The sequence below is a fragment of the Candidatus Poriferisodalis sp. genome (assembly GCF_965208895.1).
Lineage (GTDB): Bacteria > Actinomycetota > Acidimicrobiia > Acidimicrobiales > Poriferisodalaceae > Poriferisodalis.
Map to the genome: position 1 here is coordinate 2,959,752 of NZ_OZ242363.1, position 16,649 is coordinate 2,976,400.

Annotated in this window: 15 protein-coding genes; 10 read left to right on the forward strand and 5 right to left on the reverse strand. The window is 66.5% G+C overall.

Features of this window, described 5'->3' with window-relative positions; all coding sequences use genetic code 11:
* Positions 1 to 101: 101 nt before the first annotated feature.
* The 9 genes from ACOGJB_RS13335 (at position 102) to guaA (ending at position 10,157) form a co-directional block, all read left to right on the forward strand.
* Positions 102 to 1,562 carry an NAD(P)H-hydrate dehydratase gene (locus ACOGJB_RS13335; protein ID WP_419837589.1) on the forward strand — a complete coding sequence of 487 codons (1,461 nt, stop codon included), beginning with the start codon at positions 102 to 104 and terminating at the stop codon, positions 1,560 to 1,562.
* Positions 1,559 to 2,812 (forward strand): alanine racemase, encoded by a 1,254-nt coding sequence (gene alr / locus ACOGJB_RS13340; RefSeq protein ID WP_419837590.1) that lies wholly within the window; start codon positions 1,559 to 1,561, stop codon positions 2,810 to 2,812. The genes ACOGJB_RS13335 and alr overlap by 4 nt, the downstream gene beginning before the upstream one ends.
* Before the next feature lie 12 nt (positions 2,813 to 2,824).
* The gene (gene tsaE, locus ACOGJB_RS13345) at positions 2,825 to 3,328 is read left to right on the forward strand and encodes a tRNA (adenosine(37)-N6)-threonylcarbamoyltransferase complex ATPase subunit type 1 TsaE (RefSeq protein WP_419837591.1); all 504 of its coding nucleotides are present in this window, start codon (positions 2,825 to 2,827) and stop codon (positions 3,326 to 3,328) included.
* Between the two features lie 121 nt (positions 3,329 to 3,449).
* Positions 3,450 to 4,148 carry a tRNA (adenosine(37)-N6)-threonylcarbamoyltransferase complex dimerization subunit type 1 TsaB gene (tsaB, locus tag ACOGJB_RS13350; RefSeq protein WP_419837592.1) on the forward strand — a complete coding sequence of 233 codons (699 nt, stop codon included), beginning with the start codon at positions 3,450 to 3,452 and terminating at the stop codon, positions 4,146 to 4,148.
* Positions 4,145 to 4,792 carry a ribosomal protein S18-alanine N-acetyltransferase gene (rimI, locus tag ACOGJB_RS13355; protein ID WP_419837593.1) on the forward strand — a complete coding sequence of 216 codons (648 nt, stop codon included), beginning with the start codon at positions 4,145 to 4,147 and terminating at the stop codon, positions 4,790 to 4,792. The genes tsaB and rimI overlap by 4 nt, the downstream gene beginning before the upstream one ends.
* A complete protein-coding gene (tsaD, locus tag ACOGJB_RS13360; RefSeq protein WP_419837594.1) occupies positions 4,789 to 5,796 on the forward strand; it encodes a tRNA (adenosine(37)-N6)-threonylcarbamoyltransferase complex transferase subunit TsaD in 1,008 nt (335 codons plus the stop codon). Before rimI ends, tsaD begins: the two co-directional genes overlap by 4 nt.
* A gap of 364 nt (positions 5,797 to 6,160) precedes the next feature.
* On the forward strand, positions 6,161 to 6,451 hold the full coding sequence (gene groES, locus ACOGJB_RS13365) for a co-chaperone GroES (RefSeq protein WP_419837595.1): 291 nt from the start codon (positions 6,161 to 6,163) through the stop codon (positions 6,449 to 6,451).
* Positions 6,452 to 6,497: 46 nt separating this feature from the next.
* On the forward strand, positions 6,498 to 8,147 hold the full coding sequence (gene groL / locus ACOGJB_RS13370) for a chaperonin GroEL (RefSeq protein WP_419837596.1): 1,650 nt from the start codon (positions 6,498 to 6,500) through the stop codon (positions 8,145 to 8,147).
* Between the two features lie 303 nt (positions 8,148 to 8,450).
* Positions 8,451 to 10,157 (forward strand): glutamine-hydrolyzing GMP synthase, encoded by a 1,707-nt coding sequence (gene guaA / locus ACOGJB_RS13375; protein WP_419837597.1) that lies wholly within the window; start codon positions 8,451 to 8,453, stop codon positions 10,155 to 10,157.
* Between the two features lie 24 nt (positions 10,158 to 10,181).
* On the opposite strand, the gene ACOGJB_RS13380 is transcribed toward guaA, so the two are convergent.
* The 4 genes from ACOGJB_RS13380 to ACOGJB_RS13395 all read right to left on the reverse strand — a co-directional run bounded on the left by ACOGJB_RS13380 (position 10,182) and on the right by ACOGJB_RS13395 (position 13,651).
* A complete protein-coding gene (locus ACOGJB_RS13380; RefSeq protein ID WP_419837598.1) occupies positions 10,182 to 11,465 on the reverse strand; it encodes an ATP-binding protein in 1,284 nt (427 codons plus the stop codon).
* A gap of 199 nt (positions 11,466 to 11,664) precedes the next feature.
* Positions 11,665 to 13,035, reverse strand: a complete 1,371-nt coding sequence (locus tag ACOGJB_RS13385) for an ATP-binding protein (RefSeq protein ID WP_419837599.1) — start codon at positions 13,033 to 13,035, stop codon at positions 11,665 to 11,667.
* A gap of 101 nt (positions 13,036 to 13,136) precedes the next feature.
* On the reverse strand, positions 13,137 to 13,403 hold the full coding sequence (locus ACOGJB_RS13390; RefSeq protein WP_419837600.1) for a type II toxin-antitoxin system RelE family toxin: 267 nt from the start codon (positions 13,401 to 13,403) through the stop codon (positions 13,137 to 13,139).
* Positions 13,400 to 13,651, reverse strand: coding sequence for a type II toxin-antitoxin system Phd/YefM family antitoxin (locus ACOGJB_RS13395; protein ID WP_419837601.1), 252 nt, complete (start codon positions 13,649 to 13,651; stop codon positions 13,400 to 13,402). Before ACOGJB_RS13395 ends, ACOGJB_RS13390 begins: the two co-directional genes overlap by 4 nt.
* A gap of 88 nt (positions 13,652 to 13,739) precedes the next feature.
* On the opposite strand from ACOGJB_RS13395, the gene ACOGJB_RS13400 reads away from it, so the two are divergent.
* Positions 13,740 to 15,092 carry a hypothetical protein gene (locus ACOGJB_RS13400; protein WP_419837602.1) on the forward strand — a complete coding sequence of 451 codons (1,353 nt, stop codon included), beginning with the start codon at positions 13,740 to 13,742 and terminating at the stop codon, positions 15,090 to 15,092.
* 172 nt (positions 15,093 to 15,264) lie between these two features.
* Here the strand turns inward: ACOGJB_RS13400 and ACOGJB_RS13405 are convergent, their stop codons facing one another.
* On the reverse strand, positions 15,265 to 16,557 hold the full coding sequence (locus ACOGJB_RS13405; protein WP_419837603.1) for an ATP-binding protein: 1,293 nt from the start codon (positions 16,555 to 16,557) through the stop codon (positions 15,265 to 15,267).
* Positions 16,558 to 16,649: the final 92 nt, after the last annotated feature.

Below are 16,649 nucleotides of genomic sequence, written 5' to 3' on the forward strand. Positions count from 1 at the left end.
TGCTGTTTCCCGCTCCTGTTCCCAGTTCTTCTCCGATGCCGGTTCACGGGCCGCTCGGGCCACGGCTTCGCCTCGCAGCTCAGCCCCTGGGGGCTGAGGTCGTGATCCCGATCGTGACGCCCGATCAGATGGCGGCAATCGACGCGGCCGCGCCCGAAGGCACCGACGTGCTGGTTGCGCGTGCCGGTGCAGCCGTTGCTCTCGCGGCCCGCCAGATGATGGGGGGCACCTACGGGCGTCGAGTGCTCGTGGCCGCCGGCAAGGGGAACAACGGGGCAGACGGGCGCGTCGCAGCCGCAGCGCTGGAGCGCTGGGGCGTTCGCTGCCGGACCGAGACGCCACCTCAAGCTCTCGAACTGGTTGCCGCGCCGAATGCGGGCGCCCCCGCCTCTTCGGCGTGGGACCTGGTCATCGACGCGGCATATGGCACCGGGTTGCGCGGATCGTGGGGGGCTGGCCAAGCACCGGCTGTGCCGGTGCTGGCGGTCGACATCCCCTCAGGCATCGACGCGCTGACCGGCGTCGACCATGGCTGCTGGCCGGCGACCGCGACCGTCACATTCGGAGCGCTCAAGCCGGGTCTGCTGCTGCATCCCGGCGCCGCAGCCGCGGGCGAGGTGCAGCTCGCCCGGATCGGACTCAACACCAGTGCGGCAGCGTCGTGGCTCGTCACCGACGCTGACGCCAACGCCGCGTTGCCGGTCGCCGAGCCGACGGCGCACAAGTGGCGTCGCGCTGTGCGCGTCATCGCTGGCTCGCCGCAGATGCGCGGCGCAGGACATCTCGTGTGCGCGGCGGCTCAGCGAGCGGGCGCCGGCATGGTGGTCGTCAGCTCGCCGGGACAGCGGGCGGCCGACGTCGCACGTCCCGCCGAGACAGTTGCGCGCGATCTTCGACCCGGCAATTGGGCAGAGCCCTCACTCGAAGGGATTGACCGCTTTGATGCAGCAGTCATCGGTCCGGGCATCGGCACCGACCCCGCGGCATCGGCACAGATGGCACGCTTCATCTCGCAATGCCCGATACCGCTGGTCGCCGATGCAGACGCTCTGGGGGCAGTGGCGGACCATCCCGAGTGCCTGCGCGAGCGGACCGCGCCAACGATCCTCACACCCCATGACGGGGAATTCGCCCGGCTCACCGGCGCAGCGCCTGCAGCCGACCGGTTCGATGCCGTGCGACAGGCCGCAAGCATGCTGGGTGCCGTTGTCCTGCTGAAGGGACCGACGACGCTCGTGGCCGCCGGGGCCGAGCCGCATGCCGAGTCACACCAGCTCACCGTGCTGGCCGTCACCTCCGGGAATGCGCGCCTCGCGACCGCCGGGTCGGGCGACGTGCTCTGCGGTGTGATCGCAGCGGTGCTGTCTGGGGGCCCAGCAGACCCCGCTGGCGTGGCGTCGCAGGTTGCTGCGGCGGCGCACTGGCACGGGCGAACCGCCACCGTCGACGGGCACGATCCAGCGGCAGTTGCGACGCCGCTGACGGCCATGGGCCAGGTCGATCTGCTGCCGGCAGCGCGAGCAGGTCTCGCCGCCTGCGGCCCAGAATCGAGCAGCGCATGACCGACGCACCGGAGATGCGGCTGCCCACAATCGACTCCTCGGAGATGCGGCTGCCCACAATCGACGCATCAGAGATGCGTCCTACCTGGTGCGACATCGATCTCGACGCACTCGACCGAAACTTGGCCACGATCCGCCGCCATGTTGGCAGTGCCGAAGTGGTGCCCGTTGTCAAGGCCAATGCCTACGGTCACGGCATCGCGCACGTGGGGCTCGCACTGCAGTCGGCCGGCGTGTCGTGCGTGGCCGTCGCCTATGTCGAGGAAGCGCTGGCACTGCGCAGCGCCGGGGTGACCATCGACATCCACGTCCTCGGCGGCGCGGTCGAACGCCAGATCCCGTTGTTCCTCGCCCACAACCTGATTCTCACCGCGCCGTCGATCGACAAGCTCCACCAGATCGACGAAGCAGCGACCGCGGCGGGCACCACCGCCCGGGCGCACCTCAAGATCGACACCGGCATGGAACGCATCGGCGTTCACCACTACAACGCCGACCAGCTCTTCGCCGAGTCGCTCCGCTGCCGTTCGGTCCGCATCGAGGGCGTGTTCAGCCACTTCGCGAACGCCGACCATGCCGATCTGTCCGATGCGCGCACGCAGCTCGACCGATTCAACGAGGCATTGAGCTTCTACGAACGCCATTCGCTGCCGACACCCGTGCGGCACATGGCGGCATCAGCGGCCATCGCCCGATTGCCCGAAGCCCATCTCGACCGCGTCCGCCCCGGCATCTTGCTGTACGGCGTCGCTCCCAAGCCCGAGATCGCTGCGGCCCTGCCGACCGAGCCGGTGCTGAGCTGGCACAGCGAGGTCGTGTACTTCAAGGTCGTGCCCGAAGGGATGCCCGTCGGCTACGGCAGCACCTGGACCGCAGACCGCCAGACGCGGGTGATCACCTTGCCGGTGGGCTACGCCGACGGTTACGCCCGCTCGCTTGGCACCGGGCCTTCGCACAACCCGGCCCACGAGCCGGCGAACGTGCTCATCGGCGGCGCGCTGCACTCGGTGGTCGGCAATGTCTGCATGGATCAAACGATGGTGAACATCGGCGACGCCAGCGCCTACAACGGCGACCGCGTCACGCTTGTGGGTACCCAGGGCGATGAGTGCGTCACCATCGCCGACCTGGCCCGCCGGTCGGATCGCAGCCCGTACGAGGTCCTCACCGGGATCTCGCTGCGCGTCCCGCGCGTCTACCGCCGGGGAGAATCCACCCCATGCGGCCTCGCCGATGGCGAAGCACGCTAGACAAGCTCCGTCATGCGGTTCCGGACCACGAGCGCCGAGGGGACGCGAGCAGTCGCGGCGACGCTTGCGCCGCTGCTGCAACCCGGTGACGTGTTGTTGCTTTCAGGCGACCTCGGCGCAGGCAAGACGGTGTTCACCCAAGGCCTGGCGGCGGCGCTCGGCGTCACCGAGCCGGTGACCAGCCCCACCTTCACCCTGGCGCAGAGCTACCAGGGCCGCATGCGATTGCACCACCTCGACGTCTACCGCTTGGAGAACCTGGGCGAGGTGCTCGACTTGGACTTGCCCGAGCTGCTCGACGACGACGCGGTGGTGTGCGTGGAGTGGGGCGAGGTGGTCATCGGCGAGCTGCCACGCGATTTTCTGCGAGTGCGCATCAAGCTCGCCGACCCCGACGAGTCGCCCGACATCCGCATCTTCGAAGCTGACTTGGTCGGTCCGAGCTGGCACGCTCGCGCCGACGCAGTCGCCGATGCATGGCACTTCGCCGACAGCTCCCCGGTGCCGCCGTGCTAGTGCTCGACAGCGCGGAGGCAGCGCTGTGTTAGTTCTCGAAAGCGCGGAGGCAACGCCGTGCTAGCGCCCGACAGCGTGGAGGCAGCGCTGTGTTAGTTCTCGACAGCGTGGAGGCAGCGCTGTGCTGATTCTCGGCATCGAGACAGCGACTCCGCAGGTCGGCGTGGCCATCGGCGGGCACGAGGGCATCATCGCCTCGTTCCACACCACTCGCGACCGGCGCCATGCCGAGACGCTCGTGCCGGCAATCCAGTTCCTGTGCGCCCAGGCCCAGATGAAGCTGTCGCAGATCGGTCTGGTCGCTGTCGACGTCGGCCCGGGCCTGTTCACCGGTTTGCGCGTGGGCTTGGCGACAGCGAAGTCCATCGCGCACGCCTGCCGGATCCCGATGATCGGCGTGTCCAGCCTCGACCTCACCGCCTTCCCGGCGCGCTTCAGTGATCGGCTCATCGTCTCGACAGTGGATGCTCGCCGGGGCGAGATCTTCCATGCCACCTACCGGCGTGCGCCCGGGGGCATCCAGCTCATGAGCGCCCCGGCCGTTGATCAGCCCGCTGACGTGGCGGGGCAGCTCATGGCGACGGGTGCGGAAACGCTGATCGTCGGCGACGGTGCCCAGCGATACGCAGACGTACTCGGCGCCGTGCGGGGTGCGGAGATCGGCCGGGAAGGGCTGCGCCACCCAAATGCCGGTGCCCTGGTGGAGCTGGCGCACGCCCGGGCGCTGCGCGAGGAGTTCGTCAGCCCTTCAGAGATCACGCCGATGTACCTGCGCGCTCCCGATGCCCGCATCAACTGGCAGCAGCGGGAGCGGTCGTGAACGCGCCGAACGCCACCTCGACCGCTGAGGGCCGCACCGCTGCGGGGCAGTTGATCATCTGCCCGATGACCCGCACGCACCTGCGCGACATTCGGCGCATCGACCGGCTGGTGTACCCGAGGCCCTGGTCGATGTCGCTGTATCTCGACGAGCTGCGCCGCGGCGGCGAGCGGGTGTACCGCGTGGCGTGCCGGCGGAGACCGCACGGCCGCCCGGCCGGCGTCGTGGGGTACGGCGGGTTCATGATCGTTGCCGGCGAGGGACACATCACCTCGGTGGCCGTCCATCCTGAATGCCAAGGCCAGCGCGTGGGCGCACGGCTGATGCTGGAACTGCACCGCGAGGCCCGCCGCATCGATGGGCTCGAGGCGCTGACGCTGGAGGTGCGCGCCTCAAACGACGCGGCGCAGCGGCTGTATCGCTGGTTCGGTTACGCACCGGTCGGCACGCGCAAGAACTACTACCGCGACGGACCCCGCGGCCGGGAGGACGCGCTGGTGATGTGGTGCCACGACATCGACGGCGACGAGCAAGGCGAACGGCTCGACGGAATAGCCACGGCCCTCGGCGTTACCGAGGGCGCATGCGACACGGCCCTCGGCGTTACCGAGGGCGCATCGAACACAGCCTTGGGAGCGCCATGACCACGATCCTGGGCATCGAGACCTCCTGCGATGAGACGGCCGCAGCGGTCGTGGACGACGGACGCGAGGTGCGCTCCAGCATCGTCAGCAGCCAGGTGGATCTCCATGCCCGCTACGGCGGCGTGGTGCCCGAGATCGCGGGACGGGCCCACGAAGCGCTGATCACCCCGGTGGTGGCCGAGGCGCTGGTCGAAGCCGGCGCAGCCGACGACGACATCGATGTCGTGGCGGCCACCTGCGGCCCGGGCCTGGTGGGCAGCCTGCTGGTGGGGGTGGCCGCAGCCAAGGCGCTGGCGCTGGTGTGGGACGTCCCCTACATCGGCATCAATCACCACGAAGCACACCTGTACGCGGCCCTGCTCGACGAGCACGACGCCGAGGTGCAGTTTCCCCTTGTCACCCTGCTGGTCTCGGGCGGGCACACGATGCTGATCTTGTTCGAGGGGCATGGCCGATACCGCCTGCTGGGCACGACGCGTGACGATGCGGCCGGCGAGGCCTTCGACAAAGTGGCCCGTTACTTGGGGCTCGGCTATCCGGGCGGCCCCGCCATCGACCGACTGGCGTCGCAGGGCGACCCCACCGCGGTCCCGCTCACCAGAGCCATGCGCGACGACGGCTACGACTTCTCGTTCTCGGGCATCAAGACCGCGGTCATCAACTGGGTTCGAGCTCACCCCGAGGTCGCCACTGCCGACGTTGCGGCGTCGTTTCAGGCCTGCGTGACCGATGTGCTGACGCACAAGGCTCGCAAGGCGGCCCACGAGGTCTCCGCAGCGGGCATCTGCCTGGCCGGGGGCGTGGCGGCCAACAGTGCACTGCGCGAGCGAACGTTGGACATCTGCGTGGAGGACGGCATCAACGCCTACCTGCCCAGCCGGTCGATGTGCACCGACAACGCGGCCATGATCGCCGCAACCGCCTGGTACCGGCTGGCCAGCGATGGCCCCTCCGCCCTCGACGGCGGCGCCGATCCCAACCTGCGCATCGCCTTCGTCGACTGAGAACAGGGTCCCTGTCATCCAGGCGACAAAGCGTCGCCATTGCTATCCGCTGCCGGGCAGCACCATAGTGCGAGCCACGCTTGGAGCCTCGAAGTTCGAGCTGTCCGTGCACCACCAAGTTATGAACTATTTGTCATTGAATATGAACTATTTGTCATTGAAGTGGACTTACGCCGCCGATCTTCCATAAGCAACATAATTTCCCATTGTGTCTGCTGTGAGTGTGATCGCAGCGAGGTTGTCGCCGCCCTCGCCTGCTCGTATCGTTAGCACTCGCCCGGTGAGAGTGCTAAGTGCCGCCGGGCAGTCCCATGAGATATGGCCCAACTGACAGGGCATAGCGCCACAGGAGGCACATCCGACCATGAACCTGAAGCCACTTGAGGACCGCATCGTCGTGCGTACGAGCGACGCGGAGGAGACCACCGCCAGCGGGCTCGTCATCCCCGACACCGCCAAGGAAAAGCCCCAGCAGGGCGAGGTGCTCGCGGTTGGCCCGGGCAAGCGTTCCGACCAGTCAGGCGAGATCATCCCGATGGACGTCGGCGTCGGCGACACCGTCGTCTACAGCAAGTACGGCGGCACCGAGATCACCGTGGCCGGCGAAGACCTGCTCATTCTGAGCGCCCGCGACGTCCTGGCCATCGTCGCCTAGCCGCCGTCGCGACGACAACACATCGACAAGAAAGAGAACCAACCACATGCCGAAGATCTTGAAGTTCAGCGAAGAGGCCCGCCGCGGCCTCGAGGCTGGCGTGAACAAGCTGGCCGATGCGGTCAAGGTGACCTTGGGGCCCAAGGGCCGCAACGTCGTGCTCGAGAAGTCGTTCGGGGCGCCGACGATCACCAACGACGGCGTGAGCATCGCCCGCGAGATCGAGCTGGACGACCCGTTCGAGAACATGGGCGCTCAGCTCGTCAAGGAAGTTGCCACCAAGACCAACGACGTCGCCGGCGACGGCACCACCACCGCGACGGTGCTGGCTCAGGCCATGGTCCGTGAGGGCCTGCGCAACGTTGCTGCGGGTGCCAACCCCATGGAGCTCAAGCGGGGCATCGAGGCTGCGGTGAGCGCAGCCGTCGATTCGATGGGCGACATGTCCACCGATGTCTCCGACGACAAGGGCAAGATCGCCAGCGTGGCCGGCATCTCCTCGGCCGACACCACCATCGGCGAGACGCTCGCGGAGGCTTTCGACAAGGTCGGCAAAGACGGCGTCATCTCCGTGGAGGAGTCCAACACGTTCGGCGTAGACCTTGAGTTCACCGAGGGCATGCAGTTCGACAAGGGCTTCCTGTCGCCCTACTTCGTCACTGATCCCGACCGCCAGGAAGCTGTCTTCGACGATCCCTACCTGCTGTTCGTGAACGGCAAGATCGGCTCGGTGACCGAGCTGGTCCCCGTGCTCGAGAAGGTGATGCAGGGCGGCAAGGCGCTCGTGATCATCGCCGAGGACGTCGAGGGCGAGGCTCTGGCCACGCTTGTGGTCAACAAGATCCGCGGCACGTTTGCATCGGCGGCGGTGAAGGCTCCCGGCTTCGGCGAGCGCCGCAAGGCAATGCTGGCCGACATGGCGATTCTCACCGGCGGCCAGGTCATCTCTGAAGAGGTGGGCCTGAAGCTGGAGAACACCACGGTCGACCTGCTGGGCACCGCCCGCAAGGTGATCATCACCAAGGACGAGACCACGATCGTGGACGGCGGCGGCGACTCCGGCGACGTCGAGGGTCGAGTGGTCCAGATCAAGCGTGAGATCGACGACACCGACTCCGACTGGGACCGCGAGAAGCTGCAGGAACGGCTGGCGAAGCTGGCCGGCGGCGTGGCGGTTATCCAGGTAGGCGCGGCCACCGAGGTCGAGCTGAAGGAAAAGAAGCACCGCATCGAGGACGCCGTGTCGGCGACCCGCGCCGCGATCGAAGAGGGCATCGTTCCCGGCGGCGGCACCGCGCTGCTGCGGGTTCGTGCCGCAGTGGCAGCGCTGGACCTCAACGGCGACGAGGCCACTGGGGCTCGCATGGTGCACCGTGCGCTGGAAGGCCCCAGCCGCCAGATTGCCCAGAACGCGGGCTACGAAGGCGCCGTCATCGTTCAGCAGATCGAGTCGTCCGATGGCAACACGGGCTTCAACGCCGACAACGGCAAGTTCGAAGACCTGGTCTCGGCCGGCGTCATCGATCCGGCGAAGGTGACCCGGGCGGCGCTGCAGAATGCGGCGTCCATCGCGGCCCTGCTGCTCACCACCGAGACGCTGGTGACCGACAAGCCCGAAGAGGCCGACCCCGCCGCTGCGGCCGCAGCTGCTGCTGCCATGGGCGGCGGCATGGGCGGCATGCCGGGGATGATGTAGCTCCCGCTTCGGGTGGCCCCCAGGGCCGCCCATCGGCTATCAACAACTCACACGCAGGGCCGGCAATATCGCCGGCCCTGCGTCGTTGGCTCCAGTGGTCTTGACTGCAGCCGCAACGGTCATCCGAGGCTTTGCGCCACATAGAACCGCCGAACCGTTCTATGAAGTTGTATGTATATGAAGTTGTATCTAGTTGTATCTGGCAACGCAGCTGGCGAACTGAGCCGCATCCCACAGGGTGCTGAGGGTCCAGCGGTACCCTCGTTGTTTTCCCGAACGTGGCGCGGCTGCGGCGCCGGACTTATGCCCCCACACTCGCCCGCGGCCGGCCCGGTCGCTCACCCAACGGTCTTGGTGGTGGACTTCGGCGCGCAGTACGCGCAGCTGATCGCCCGGCGGGTGCGTGAAGCGCAGGTGTACTCCGAGATCGTTCCCCATTCGGTGACCGCCGCCGAGCTGGCTGAGCGCTCGCCGGCGGCCATCATCTTCAGCGGCGGTCCCGCTTCGGTGCACGTTGACGGCGCACCCGGCATCGACCTCGGCGTCTACGAACTCGGCGTGCCGATCCTGGGCATCTGCTACGGGTCGCAGCTGCTGGCCCGCGACCTGGGCGGCACGGTGGATCGCAGCGGCCGTGGCGAATACGGGCGCACGAGTCTGCGTCGTACCGGGTCGCCGTCGCATCTGCTCGCGGAGAGGGCGGCTGAGTCCGGGGACGACGCCGAAGACCAACCGGCCTATGGGGTCGTCTCGGCCGCGAAGGCGGGGCAAGCGAACGACATCAACCTCGCCCCGACGGGAATGCGAACGTCTCCGGGCGTTGCGGCTGACCACGCTGGCTCATCGACCGAGCCCGTGTGGATGTCGCACTTCGATGCCGTGGTCGAGCCGCCGCCGGGATTCGAGATCACCGCTGCTACGCCTGACAGCCCTGCCGCCGTTATCGAAGACCCGCGGCGGCGCTTCTTCGGCGTGCAGTATCACCCCGAAGTAGCGCACACCCCCAGCGGCCAAGCCCAGCTGGAGCGGTTCCTGCACGACATCTGCCAGATCAACTCCGAGTGGACGATGACCAACGTCATCACCGAAAGCGTCGAGGCCATCCGCGCTCAAGTGGGCAGCGCCCGCGCCATCTGCGGGCTTTCGGGCGGGGTGGACAGTGCCGTAGCTGCAGCACTGACACAGAGAGCGATCGGCAGCCAGCTCACGTGCGTATTCGTGGACACCGGGCTCATGCGTGCCGGCGAGGGCGAGCAGGTCACCGACACCTTCCGGCGCACGCAGGGCATCGAGCTGATCCACGAGCGGGCCGCCGACGAGTTCTTCGAGGCGCTGGCCGGTGTGACCGATCCCGAGGACAAGCGCAAGATCATCGGCGAGAAGTTCGTGCGCATCTTCGAGCGGGCCGCCGGCGGCATCACCGATGCCCGCTTCCTGGTGCAGGGCACCCTGTATCCCGACGTGATCGAGTCGGGCTCGCCGACTGCGGCGAAGATCAAGAGCCACCACAACGTCGGCGGGCTGCCCGACGACATGACCTTCGAGCTGGTGGAGCCACTGCGGAACTTGTTCAAGGACGAGGTGCGGGCCGTGGGGGCCGAGTTGGGTTTGCCGCCCGAGATCATCGGGCGCCAGCCGTTCCCGGGGCCTGGCCTCGGCGTGCGGATAGTGGGCGAAGTCACGCCCGAAGCCGTCGAGACGGTGCGCGCTGCCGATGTCATCGTGCGTGAAGAGATCGCGAACGCGGGATTGGACGGCGAGGTCTGGCAGGGCTTCGCCGTGCTGGCCGACATCCGCAGCGTGGGCGTGATGGGCGACGAGCGCACCTACGCCCGCCCGATCATTGTGCGCGCCGTCACCAGCGAAGACGCAATGACCGCTGACTGGGCCCGCCTGCCCCACGATCTGCTCGAGCAGATCTCGTCTCGGATCGTCAACGAAGTCCCCGGCGTGAACCGGGTCGTCTACGACATCACCTCCAAGCCCCCCGGCACCATCGAATGGGAATAGCCGCACCGCGACAAGGACAGCGACTCAGGTGGTCCAAAGCGATGAGATCGGCCACATGCTGAGTCGGTCTCCGAGACTGAGATGGTGTTCGCCCATGTGCAGCAGCACGCCTCCGGTGAAGGTGCCCGGTGCAGTGTCGTCGAGCCGGTCTCGAAGCCATCGGAGGTGGTCTGCGGCCCGCGGCGAGGGTGAGCTGCTGGCCTTCACTTCCACGGCGACGATCGAGCCGTCGGGTCGTTCGAGAATCAGGTCAACCTCATGGCGGGCATCTCGGAAGTGCCACAGGCCGATGCGGCTCGCCGAACTTGAGGCTTGGCGGGCGATCTCGGCGACCACGAATGACTCGGTCAGCGGGCCGAGTGCCCGCGAAGTCGGCAGGAGCAACGCATCGGGATCGACGCCAAGCAGGTGAGCAGCAAGGCCCGTGTCGGAGACATGGAGCTTGGGTCGCCGGACGGCCCGTGCTGACAGGTTCCTTGACCACGCCGGCAGTTCGTGGATGAAGAACACCGTGCGGAGCCACTCGAGGTAGGCGACCACGGTGGGCTGGCTGATGCCGAGCCGCCTCGATGCCTCAGCGATGATCAATTCCTGCGATGTCTGGGCCGCCGTCCATCGAAGCAGAGGAAGCAGCGCTGTGGCCCGCCGGATGTCAGCGAGCGTTGTGATGTCGCGTTCGACGACCGTCTCGATGTAGCTCTCGAACCAACCGGATCGAAGCCGGTCCGGCAGTCGGAGGACTTCGGGATAGCCACCGGTGCAGATCAAGCGGGCAAAGTCACGGCGGGTCATCGGAGGTGATGCGTCGCGTTGGATGTGCATGCGAGGTGTGCCGGCCTGAGCCATCCAAGCATCGAGCGGCGGCGTCTCGGTTCCGGAGCACTCGGCTTGCGACAACGGCGCGAGCCGCAGCAGGCGAGCCCGTCCCGCGAGTGATTCGCTGATGGTCGGAACGGTGAGAAAGTGAGAGGAGCCGGTCAGCAAGAAGCGGCCCGGTGTCTGATCGGCATCGACGAGGCGCTTGACCGCCCTGACCAGCCGGTCGCCGGCGATTTGGATCTCATCGACTGCCAGCGGCATCGGCCAGCCCTCCAGCAGCGCGATCGGATCGTCGAGCGCCGATTGCAGGATCTGCGGGTCTTCGAGCGTGAGGTAGGTGCCGCCTGCGCGTTGTGCTGCGAGCCGCGCCAGCGTCGTCTTGCCCGATTGACGCGCTCCGTGGAGGACGACGACCCGGAATCCTGTGAGCGCATCCTCAAGGTGAACCCTGAGATGACGCGCAATGTGGCCGACCGATCCAGTCTCCATGCCGTGAGGCTAGTGATACATAGATGTTTGTACGCCATCTATTGTGAGATTTGCACGCAAACTACGTAGACATATGCACACGGTCGCTGCCGGAAACATGGAGCTTGGGTCGCCGGCTTGCGTCTCCTATGCATCGAGCGCAGCGGCGATCCGTCGCAAGATGGTGCGGTCGGACTGGCCGAGCCATGCCCGACTCCCCTCAGGACCTTGCGAGCGGCGGTTGCCAGAGGCTGCTGATGGGCAGCGCCCAGATGCGGTCGTCGAGTTGGAAGGGCCATTGGCCTGCGTAGAGCACGGCACCCATTCGGAATGCATCCCCGGTGATGTCGCGGAGCCACCTCAATCCCCGGGCATCGCGGCGGCCGACGCTCTCGGACGACTTGACCTCGAGGCCGACGATGCGACCGTGCCGTTCGAGCACCAGGTCGACTTCCTTGTCATCGGTGCTGCGGGCGTGGAACAGCCGAGTCTGCGTCGATGAAGCCTGCAAGTACGGCAATATCTCAGTCACGACCATCGTCTCGAAGAGTTGTCCGACGAGTCGGTCGGAGAGGCTCAGCGCACGGGCATCCGCGCCGAGCAGGTGGGCCGCGAGGCCCGGGTCCATCACGTGCACCTTGGGCGAGCGTGTCAGCCGCTTGACACGCTGGATGTGCCACGCCGGGATGCGCACGACGATGGAGAGATCCTCAAGCAGCGAAACGTGCGCGTCAGCGGTGCGGACATCTACGGCGGCGTCCTGAGCCACTGCTTGCTTGTTGAGCAGCTGACCCGTTCGCGCTGCGCACGACTCGAGTACGGCCCGCAGTTTTGGCGCATGCGGCGAACGCGAGGTCAGCTGAGCGGCATCGCGTTCGGCCAGCTGTTCGGCATAGCTGTCGAACCAACGGTCGCGAGCGCCGCCGTCGAACCGCATCGCACCCGGGAATCGGCCGCGCACGATGGTGCCGCAGTAGCGGGCGCGGTCCCATTCCGAACGCACGTAGTCATCGGTGCCTCCCGCGAAAAACCGAGCGACGGGGTCGCAGGCATCATTTCCGTCGATCTCAGCATGGGTGAGTCCGTACATCCGCACGCGGATCAGCCGTCCGGTCCCCGGCCACGTTGCTGCCTGATGCGCGGCGCGCACCGATCCGGCGATGACAAAACGGCCCGGGCTGGCTTCGAGGTCACGATCGACAGCACGCTTGACCGCTCCGAGAATCTCCGGGGCTTCTTGCCACTCGTCGATGAGCACGGTGCCGCGCGAGGCAGCCAGCAGTCCGTCAGGACTCTCCACGGCGGCGCGCCGTGTTCCCGGCTCGGAGAGGTCCAGCACCGCGTCTGCGAGCGAGGTCGCAGACGTTGTCTTGCCGCTGCCGCGCGCGCCTACCAGGTGAATCGCCGGGAAGGTCGGCAGGAGTTCGTCGCGCACGAGTCGCTCGACGATCCTGCGATAGCGGCGCCCGCCATCGGCCACCAGAACACACTCCTCATGTCCGGTTGCTCTGAATGCATGATTCGCAGACTTCAAACTACATGAATTACAGAGCACAAACCGCATGAATTGCAGTAGCCCAATCGTCTTCATGCATCAAGGCCGCTGTCAAATGGAGTCTTGCGCGCCTTCTATTGAGACTCTTGCACGCGCACTACTTGGGTGTTTGCACGCGACCGCTGCCGCGCCGACGGTTACTGGGGTCGGTACACCTCGCGCCGATGCCCGACGCGGATGATGTGCACAACCAGTCGATCATCGAGCACCTCATACAGAATCCGGTACGCGCCGACGCGGACCCGGTAGACGGCGTCTTCGCCGCTGAGTGCAAAGCAACCGCTCGGTCGCGGTTCATCGGCCAGCAGATCAATGGCGGCTCGGATGCGCTGCTGGTCGCTGCGCGGCAGTTGCCGGATCGTTTTGACCGCTCGCCGAGCGACCTCGACTCGATACCGGCTCACTGCATTCCCAGCTCAGCTTTGACCTCGTCCCACGGCACGTAGTCGTCCTCGTCCCGCGCCGCCGCGAGTTCGCGGCGATCGTCGGTGTCATCGGCGATGTCGACAAGACGGTCGAACGCCTCGATGCTCAGGATCACGGCCACTCGGCGGCCGTACTTCGTCATCGTGACCGGCGCCCCGGATCGGCGAGCCTCGTCGATCACCTCGGCCAGTCGGCTGCGTGCCTCGCTCACGGCCAATTCAGTCATGTACAAATTGTACAACTCAAAAAATCAGAAGCCGACGCTGTGCCCGAGGACTTACTATGCCGGCTCGTCGGCGCGCGCCAAGGAACGAATGATGCTTGACGACAACTATCAAGTCCGGCTGTTCTCAGTGGCGGGCGTGAAGGGCCGGCAGGAAGCAGAGCTTCGAGCCACAGCAGCACTGCTCTCGGTACTCACGATGGTCCGACCGCTCTCCCGGCGACTCTTGGGGCCGCTCGGAGCTAGCAAGGCGGACAGGGCCGCGGTCGAGGCGTGGACTGAAGTGCCGTACGAGATGACCGGAGGCGAGACACTGCGACCGGACGGCGTGGTGCGGGTGACTTCCGGCAAGCAGGTCTTCACAGCGCTGATCGAAGTGAAGACTGGCGACAGCCCGCAGGAGCTCAGCCAGATAGAGAAGTACTTGAAGCTCGCTCGTGCTGAGGGTTACGACTGCCTCATTACCATCTCAGGCGAGGTTGCCCCATTCGACGGCGCCCATCCGACGCCCGGAGCGGATTCGCTGCGGACCGGCTCGGTCAAGCTGCACCACATGTCGTGGACACGGATCCTCGCGGAAGCGGTGCAGCAGGTCACCCATCACGGAGTCGACGACGAGGAGCAGGCATGGATCGCCGCCGAGCTCATCCGCTACTTGGAGCATCCCAACAGCGGCGTCGCTCAGGCCAGCGACATGGGCGAGAACTGGGTCGGCGTGCGGGACAAGGCACGCGACGGGCTGCTCGGCAAACCCGGGCCTGAAGTGCTCGACGTGTGCCGCCGGTGGGATCAACTCATGCACACCACTGCGATGCGCCTCGGCGCTGAACTCGGGATCGATGTGCGTGAGGTCATTCCGAAAGCGCAGCGTGACGATCCGGGCCTGCGAAGCAAATCGCTCGCTGCGCAGCTTTGCGAATGCGGAGTCCTCCAAGGTCGCTTGCGCGTGCCGGGGGCGGTCGGCGATATCACGGTGACTGCCGACATGCGTGCTGCCCGCACGGTCGTCGCTGTCGAGTGCCCGGTACCCGTCGACAAGGGTGGCAAGGGGCGCATCGGCTGGCTCGTGCGGCAGCTGCGAAACGCTCCCGAAGGCATCACGGTCGAAGCGTTCACCCGCAACAGCCCCGCAGCCGAGATTGCTTCGCTCGCTGATCTGCGCGAGGACACATCGCTGATTCTGCGGTCTCGGGACAGGCCGCCTGTCAAGTTTCGCGTATCGCATCGCACTGAGACTGGCCAAGGCCGGCGAACCGTCCGCAAGCTCGGATTCGCTGACTCGGTGGTCGATGCAATCGACGATTTCTACGGCAATGTCGTGCAGCACATGCGCAGCCCTGCGCGGGCGCCGGCGAAGATGGCCGCGGCGCCTGCGAGCAACGAGACTGCCGACTCCGACCCCGGCGGGACACCTGCCGAATTGGCCGCGCCGCCTCCGAACTGATCGGCTAGGCGCGCTGCTGCTGCCGATCGTAGAGTGAGCGATGCATCCCCGGGTCCGCTAATGCCCTTGTGGGATGCGGCCGGGGATTTGCTCTTCTGAACCCCCAAAGGGTGAGGGGATGCGACGAATCTGATCGCCCATATGGCCAATTCGGGTCAGGAATCGAGCCGGGCTAGGTCGTGAGGGCCGTCAGTGGCAGGACCGCTACGCCATCGGGACGGTCGTAGGCGTAGCCGCTGGCCGTGATCACAACCTTGCGAGCTGGGGGACCGGTTGTTGCAGGATCCACCTTGGCGCAGACCCGATGCAGCGTGTTTGCGGCTTCATCGACCGCATCCATCGAACCCAGCTTGACCTCCACTGCGATCCATCGGCCGTCTCCCCAGTCGACGATGGCGTCGATCTCGTTCCCGTTGGAGTCCCTGTAGTGGCAGACCGTGGCTTCGTGGGCTTGTGCGTAGATGCGCAGGTCGCGCACGACCAGCGATTCAAACAGGAAGCCCAGCGTCTTCAGGTCTCCCAGCAGGCGTTCGGGCCCGGCACGCAACGCAGCGGCGGCCAGTGACGGGTCCACAAAATGCCGCTTTGGCATTCCCTGCAGCCGGGCTCGCGAGCGGAGGCCAGCCGACCAAGCTGGTACATCCTCGACGACAAACATTGAAGCAAGGGTCTCGAGGTAGCTCGCCGCAGTCCGCTGGTCTTGCGCAGCGTTGCCTCCCGCCGAGCCTGCAGTGTCCGCTGCGAGTCGGGCGACAGAAGCCGTCGTCGCTGTGTTCCGAGCGACGGAGACGAGCAGGCGGCCGATCTTCTCGGAGTCCCTGCTTCGGCCGCCACGCCCTTGGTGCTCGGATATGTCGGCGCGAGCCATTTCATCGAGATAGGCGCGCAGGCGGCGCTGAGCCGGCCCCGTCGCCAGCCCGAGATGTTCTGGCCATCCGCCTCGGCACAGCTCATCGGTGAGTTCCGGAACAGTGATCGCTGGACGGTCGGCAGCACACGGTTCGCCATTCACGAGAGCGCCCAGCGAGACTTGCTTGGTCGAAGCGCCAGATTCCGTCAGCGACATCGGGCGGAGTCGAATGCGCAGGATTCGTCCGGCCCCGGAATGACGGATTCCGTCGGCCCCGGGGCGGGCAGTCCCGGTCAGTACGAACCTTCCGTTGCGACGCTCTTCGTCGGCGAGGTGTCGGATGGTGTTCCAGATCTCAGGGACGATTTGCCATTCGTCGATCAGCCGGGGTTCAGTGCCTTCGAGGAACAACCGGGGCAGCAGTCGGGCCTGAGCGCGCGCTTGCTCGTCCTGCTCGAACGAGGCTTCGCTTCGTGCATGGTGCCTGCCAGTCCATGTCTTACCGCACGCCTTTGGCCCCTCGATGACCACGATCGGGGTGCTGAGCAGCGCTTCAGCGATCTCGCGGTCGGCGATGCGCTCGAGGTATCCATGCGGGGTGAGCGTTGTCGCCACACCGTTATAGTACTAATTTCAGTTTCCATAATGTCATATATTCAGTCATTCTGATGTCATAGACTTGCCATCACAGGTGGCTGCGACCACAG